Annotated in this window: 1 protein-coding gene; it reads left to right on the forward strand. The window is 74.4% G+C overall.

Annotated features, from left to right (window positions below; all coding sequences use genetic code 11):
* Positions 1 to 57: 57 nt before the first annotated feature.
* The coding region (locus FRZ03_RS24490; RefSeq protein ID WP_261399326.1) for a type I polyketide synthase at positions 58 to 7,669 on the forward strand (7,612 nt) is incomplete at its 3' end.

A 7,669-nucleotide genomic window follows, 5' to 3' on the forward strand; every position in this document is an offset into this window, starting at 1 on the left:
ACCTACCCCTTCCAACACCAGCACTACTGGCTCAGAAGCGTCCCTCCCGCAGGTGCCGTGGCCGCCGCCGGCCTCACGGACGCCCGACACCCCCTGCTCGACGCCTGGGTCGAACTGCCCGACGAGAGCGGGGTGCTGTTCACCGCCCGGTTGTCGTCGAGCAGCCACCCCTGGCTGGCCGAACACACGGTGCACGGAGTCGCGGTGGTGCCCGGGGCGGCGTTCCTGGAGATGGCGGTGCGTGCCGGGGACGAGGTCGGCTGCGGTGCCGTCGAGGAACTGGTGATCGAGACGCCGCTCGTGCTCGCGGAGGGCCCGGGCGTGCGGCTCCAGGTGGCCGTCGGCGCGGCGGACGGCTCCGGCCGGCGCCGGCTGACCGTCCACTCTCGGCGTCAGGGTGCCCCCGACTGGACCCGGCACGCCACCGGCACACTGACCGGCCGTCCGGACGCCGTCCCCGGCATCGACCTGTCGGTGTGGCCGCCGGCCGGGGCGGTGCCCGTCGAGGTGGATCCGGCGGTGCCGGGGCTGCGTGCGGCGTGGCGGCGTGGCGAGGAGGTGTTCGCCGAGGCCGAGGTGGACGAGGAGCAGCGGGACGCGGCCGAGCGGTTCGCGCTGCATCCCGCGCTGCTCGAAGCCGTGGGCCGTGCCGACGGTGGCACCTCCGCGCTGTCCGTCGTCTACCGTGCCGTGTCCCTGGCAGCGGCCGGGGCCACCTCTCTGCGGGCGCGTTCCGCTCCGGACGGCAGTGGCGGCACGGCGCTGGAACTCGCGGACGCCTCCGGCCGGGCGGTCGGCAGCTTCGGGTCGGTCATCTCGCGTGAGGTCGACGCGGATGAGCTGGTGTCGGCGGCTGCTCAGGGCGGCGTGGACCCGCTGGACGCGTTGTTCCGCGTCGACTGGGTGCCCTTTGCCGTCGAGGCCGTGGCGGACCCGACGCGGCATCTGGTCGCCGTTGCCGACTTCGATGAGCTGTCGACGTCGGCCGCTCTGAGTGATGTGCGCGTGGATCTGACGGACACCGCCCAGGGGTTGCGGGCGCTGACCTCGCGGGCGTTGGCATGGGTCCAGGCGTGGCTTGCCCTGCCGGTGACGGATGCGCGGCTGGTCGTCGTCACGCGGGACGTCGGCGACCCGGTCACCGCGGCTGTCTGGGGGCTCGTCCGCTCGGCGCAATCGGAGGCGCCGGAGCGGCTGGTCCTGGCCGCCGTGGACGGGGACGCCGCCTCCGAGGCGCTGCTGCCCGCCGCGGTCGCCACCGGTGAGCCGCAGTTCGCCCTCACCGCCGGCCGGGCCACCGTACCGAGGCTGGTGCGGGCGGCCGAGGCCGGCGCCGTTCGACCGCTCGGCCCCGAGGACACCGTCGACGCCGTAGAGCCGCTCGACCCCGACGGCACCGTTCTGATCACCGGCGGCACCGGCACCCTGGGCCGCCGGCTCGCCCGGCATCTCGTGGCCGAGCACGGCGTACGCCACCTGCTGCTGGTCAGCCGGCGCGGCGGTGCCGCCGACGGCGTGCCCGAGCTGGAGCGCGACCTCGGCGCGCTGGGAGCCACCGTGCGCACCGTCGCCTGCGACGTCACCGACCGTGCCGCGCTGACCGGCCTGCTGGCATCGATCCCCAGCGGGACACCGCTCACCGCCGTCGTCCACACCGCCGGTGTGCTGGACGACGGCGTGGTCACCGCCCTCACCCCGGAGCGGCTGGAAGCCGTCCTGCGGCCCAAGGCGGACGCGGCGCTCCTGCTGGACGAGCTGACCCGGGACACCGGCCTCGCGGCGTTCGTGCTGTACTCCTCGGCCGCCGGCGTCCTCGGCAACCCCGGGCAGGCCAACTACGCAGCCGCCAACGCCTTCCTGGACGCGCTGGCCGCGCGGCGCAGGGCGGCCGGGCTGCCCGCCACCTCGCTCGCCTGGGGCCACTGGGCGGCCACCAGCCGGCTGACCGCCCACCTCACCGCCTCCGACCTGCGGCAGCACTCCCGGCGGTTCGGGATGGCGGCACTGGACGAGGAGACCGGCCTCGCGCTGTTCGACGCCGGTCTGCGCAGCACCCTCCCGGCGCTGGTGGCGGCCCGGCTCGACCTCGGGCGGCTGCGTGCCGAGCCGGACGGCGGCCCGGTCGCTCCCCTGCTGCGTGAGCTGGTGCCGCCGGTCCGGCGCCGGGCCGCAGGCCGGGCGGCGGCGGCCGGCGGGACGGGCCTCGTACGACGGCTGGCACCGCTGACGCCCGACGAGCGGCACAAGACGCTGCTCGACCTGGTCAGGAACCGTGCCGCGCACGTCCTCGGGCACACGTCCGCCGACGCCGTCGCCGCCGGCCGGGCGTTCCGTGAGGCGGGCTTCGACTCGCTGACCTCCGTAGAACTGCGCAACCGGCTCGCCGCGGACACCGGGCTCCGGCTCCCCGCCACACTGCTCTACGACCACCCGAGCCCGGACGTCCTCACCCGGCACCTGCTCGCGGAACTCCTGGCGGAGGGCGACACCTCCGCGGCACCGTCCGCCGTCCCGCCCGGGACGTCCGACGACCCCATCGCCATCGTCGCGATGAGCTGCCGCTTCCCCGGTGGTGTGGAGAGCCCGGAGGACTTCTGGCGGCTGATCAGCGAGGGCGGTGACGCGGTCGGCGACTTCCCGGACGACCGCGGCTGGGACCTGTCCGCGCTCTACGACAGCGACCCCGACCACCCCGGCACGTCGTACGCCCGGCACGGTGCGTTCCTGACGGACGCCGCCGGGTTCGACGCGGGCTTCTTCGGTATCTCGCCGCGCGAGGCCCTGGCGATGGACCCGCAGCAGCGGCTGCTCCTGGAGACGTCGTGGGAGGTGTTCGAGCGGGCCGGCATCGACCCGACGACCCTGGCGGGCCGCGACATCGGTGTGTTCACCGGCATGAACACCCAGGACTACGCGCTGCGCCTGCGCCAGGTCTCCGAGGAGGTCGAGGGGCACCGCATCACCGGCATCTCCGCGGCCGTGCTGTCCGGCCGGGTGGCCTACACCCTCGGTCTCGAAGGGCCCGCGGTGACCATCGACACGGCGTGCTCGTCGTCGCTGGTGGCCCTGCACCTGGCGGCGCAGGCGCTGCGGGCGGGCGAGTGCTCGATGGCGCTGGCCGGCGGGGTCACGGTGATGGCCGCGCCGGACGCCTTCGTCGACTTCTCCCGGCAGCGGGGCCTGTCGGCCGACGGGCGGTGCAAGGCGTTCGCCGCGTCGGCGGACGGCACCGGGTGGGCCGAGGGCGTGGGCGTGCTGCTCGTGGAGCGGCTGTCGGACGCCCGGCGCAACGGTCACCAGGTGCTGGCCCTCGTCAGCGGCAGCGCGGTGAACCAGGACGGCGCGTCCAACGGCCTCACCGCCCCCAACGGCCCCTCCCAGCAGCGTGTCATCCGGCAGGCGCTGAGCAGCGCCGGGTTGACCGGTGCCGACGTGGACGTGGTCGAGGCGCACGGTACCGGCACCGCGCTGGGCGACCCCATCGAGGCGCAGGCCGTCCTCGCCACCTACGGTCAGGACCGGCCCGCGGACCGTCCGCTGTGGCTCGGCTCGGTGAAGTCCAACATCGGGCACGCCCAGGCCGCCGCGGGCGTGGCCGGCGTCATCAAGACGGTACTGGCCCTCCAGCACCGAATCCTGCCGCGCACCCTGCACGTGGACGCCCCCACCCCACAGGTCGACTGGTCGGCGGGCGCGGTGGAACTGCTGACGGAACAGCGGCCCTGGCCCGAGGCCGGGCGACCGCGCCGGGCCGGTGTCTCCGCATTCGGCGTCAGCGGCACCAACGCCCACGTCATCGTCGAGCAGGCACCTGACACGGACACCAGTACGGACGACACGCCCACGCCCACGGCCGTGCCCGCCGTCGTCCCCTGGGTCCTCTCGGCCCGCAGCCCCGAGGCGCTGGAAGGGCAGGCGGACCGACTCGCGGAGTGGGCCGGGCGGCACCCGGACGCCGACCCTGCCGACATCGCCCACGCACTGCTCTCCACCCGGACGGCGTTCGAGCACCGTGCCGTGGTCGTGGGCGCGGGACGCACCGCGCTGCTCGACGGTCTGGACGCCTTGGCCCACCCCCGGCACGCCCGCGGAGTGGCGCGTCCCGGCAAGCTCGCGGTGCTGTTCACCGGCCAGGGCAGCCAGTACACCGGCATGGGCCGCCGCCTGCACGAGCACTACCCGGTGTTCCGCGACGCCTTCGACACCGCCTGTGCCGAACTGGACCGGCACCTGCTGGACGCCGGGCACGTCACCAGGTCCGTCCCGGACGTGGTGTTCGGCGACGACCCGGCCGAACTGGAGCGGACGGTGTTCGCGCAGGCCGGTCTGTTCGCCGTGGAAGTCGCCCTGTTCCGGCTCTACGAGTCCTGGGGCGTCCGCCCCGACCGGCTCGCCGGGCACTCCGTCGGCGAGGTGACGGCGGCGCACGTGGCGGGCGTGCTGTCCCTCCCGGACGCCGTGACTCTGCTGGCGGCACGCGGACGGCTGATGCAGGCCCTGCCGGGCGGGGCGATGGCCGCGCTCAACGCCCCCGAGTCCGTCATCCGGCCCCTGCTCGCCGCCGCACCGGGCACCGTCGACATCGCGGCGGTCAACGGGCCCGCCTCCGTCGTGGTCTCCGGCGACCGGGACGCCGTGACGGCCGTCGCGGAGGCGTGCGCGGCCCGCGGCCACCGCATCAAGCACCTCCGGGTCAGCCACGCCTTCCACTCCTCGCACATGGACGGCATGCTCGACGCGTTCCGCGAGGTCGTCGCCAGGCTGTCGTACTCGCTCCCGGCGATTCCCGTCGTCTCCGGCGTCACCGGCGAGCCGGCCACCCCGGAGCAACTGTGCTCCCCGGACTACTGGGTCGAGCACGTCCGCCGCACCGTCCGCTTCCACGACGTCATCGGCGCGCTGCACACGCAAGACGTCACCACCTTCCTCGAACTGGGCCCCGGCGGCGTCCTCACCGCGATGGCCCAGGAGGCGTCCGGCCCCAGCGCCGAGCCGGCGATGTTCGTGCCCACGCTGCACGACGGCGCCGAGGACGAGCGCATCGGCGCCGTCACCGCGCTGGCCCGGCTGCACGTCCGCGGCGTCCCCGTCGACTTCTCCGCCCTGCTCCCGGCGGCCCCGCACCGCACGGTCACCGACCTGCCCACATACGCCTTCCAGCACCGCCGGTACTGGCCGGACGCCCCGCACCCGACGGCCCACCCGGCACCCGCGTCGCAGCCGGTGCCCATACCCGCACCGCAGCCGGTATCCGGGCCGCGGCCGGTGCCCGGATCGGTCGGCGACACACCGCTGGACCTGGTGCTGACCAGCGCCGCCGCCGTACTCGGGCACGACGACGCCTCGGCGATCGACCCCGAACGGCCCTTCCAGGACCTCGGCTTCGACTCCTTGAACGCGATCCGGCTCCGCAACCGCCTGCGCGACCTGACCGGTACCGACCTGCCCACCACCCTCGCCTTCGACCACCCGACACCGGCCGCGCTCGCGTCGTTCCTGCGCGACCGGCTGCTCGGCGACGACACCGCCGGACACGACGGCCCGGCCCGGCGGGCGGCCGACCCCGGCGAGCCGGTCGCCATCGTCGGCATGGCGTGCCGGCTGCCGGGCGGCGTGGCCTCCCCGGAGGACCTGTGGCGGCTGCTGCGGGCCGGGGAGGAGGGCATCGGCGAATTCCCGACGAACCGCGGCTGGGACCTGGACTCGCTCTTCGACCCGGACCCCGACCACGCCGGCACCAGCTACGCGCGGCGCGGCGGTTTCCTCTACGACGCGGGCGAGTTCGACGCGGAGTTCTTCGGCATCTCCCCGCGCGAGGCCCTGGCGATGGACCCGCAGCAGCGGTTGCTCCTCGAAACGTCCTGGGAGGCCCTGGAGCGGGCCGGCCTCGATCCCACCGCCCTGCGCGGCCAGGACGTCGGTGTCTTCGCCGGCATGGTCAACCACGACTACACCAGCCGCCTCCGCACGGCCCCCGACGGTTCCGAGGGGTACCTCATGACCGGCGGGGCGGGCAGTGTGCTGTCGGGCCGGGTGTCGTACGCGCTGGGCTTCGAGGGGCCCGCGGTGACCATCGATACGGCGTGCTCGTCGTCGCTGGTGGCCCTCCACCTGGCGGCACAGGCCCTGCGCTCCGGCGAGTGCACGATGGCCCTCGCGGGTGGCGTGACCGTGATGGCCGGGCCCGAGGCGTTCGTCGAGTTCTCCCGGCAGCGGGGCCTGTCGGCGGACGGCCGCTGCAAGTCCTTCGCCGCCTCGGCGGACGGCACGGGATGGGCCGAGGGCGCGGGCGTGGTCCTGGTCGAGCGACTGTCGGACGCCGAACGCCTGGGTCACCGGGTGTTGGCGGTGGTGCGTGGCTCGGCCGTCAACCAGGACGGCGCCTCCAACGGCCTCACCGCTCCCAACGGTCCTTCCCAGCAGCGGGTGATCCGGCGGGCGTTGGCGGAGGCCGGGCTGGCGCCGGGGGACGTGGACGCGCTGGAGGCGCACGGTACGGGCACGGCACTGGGCGACCCCATCGAGGCCCAGGCGGTCCTGGCCACCTACGGCCAGGACCGCGAACGCCCGCTGCTGCTGGGGTCGTTGAAGTCCAACATCGGACACGCCCAGGCCGCCGCGGGCGTCGCCGGCGTCATCAAGACGGTACTGGCCCTCCAGCACGGAATCCTGCCGCGCACCCTGCACGTGGACGCCCCCACGCCGCAGGTCGACTGGTCGGCGGGCGCGGTGGAACTGCTGACGGAGGAGCGGGAGTGGCCGCGGACGGACCGTCCGCACCGGGCGGGTGTCTCCGCGTTCGGCGTCAGCGGCACCAACGCCCACGTCATCCTCGAACAGGCCCCGGAGGCCGGTGAAGCGCCGGTCACGCCGGCACGCCCGGACGGCGGCCTGAAGCTCCTCCCCCTCTCCGCACGGGGCGAGGACGCCCTGCGCGCGCAGGCACAGCGGCTGCTGTCCTACCTGGGACAGCGACCCGAACTGGACCTCACCGGAGTGGGCAGCGCGCTGGCCGCGAGCCGGGCGGGGTTGCCGGAGCGGGCGGTGGTGGTTGCCGGTGACCGGGACGAGGCGCTGGCGGGCCTGGGCGCGCTGGCACGGGGCGAGAAGACACCCGGCGTCGTGACGGGCACCGTCACACGCGGACGGCTGGCCGTGCTGTTCACCGGCCAGGGCTCCCAACGAGCCGGCATGGGACGTGAACTCCACCAAGCCTTCCCCGTGTACCGCGAAGCCTTCGACGAAGTCTGCGCAGCCCTCGGCGGAGACATCCGCGAAACCGTCCTCGGCAACGACCAGAACCGCCTCAACCGGACCAAGTACACCCAGGCCGCACTGTTCGCCCTGGAAGTCGCCCTCTACCGGCTCATCACCTCCTGGGGCATCACACCCGACATCGTCGCCGGACACTCCATCGGCGAAGTGACAGCCGCACACATCGCAGGCGTGCTCTCACTCAAAGACGCCGCCACCCTCGTCACCACCCGCGCACGCCTGATGGAAACACTCCCCCAAGGCGGCGCGATGATCGCCGTCGCCACCACCGAACACAACATCCCCCCACACCCCGGCATCGACATCGCAGCCCTCAACAGCCCCACCTCCACCGTCCTGTCCGGCGACGAACAACCCCTCCTCAAAACAGCACAAGAACTAGCCGCACACGGCA

Source organism: Streptomyces misionensis (assembly GCF_007896895.1).
GTDB classification, from domain to species: domain Bacteria; phylum Actinomycetota; class Actinomycetes; order Streptomycetales; family Streptomycetaceae; genus Streptomyces; species Streptomyces misionensis_A.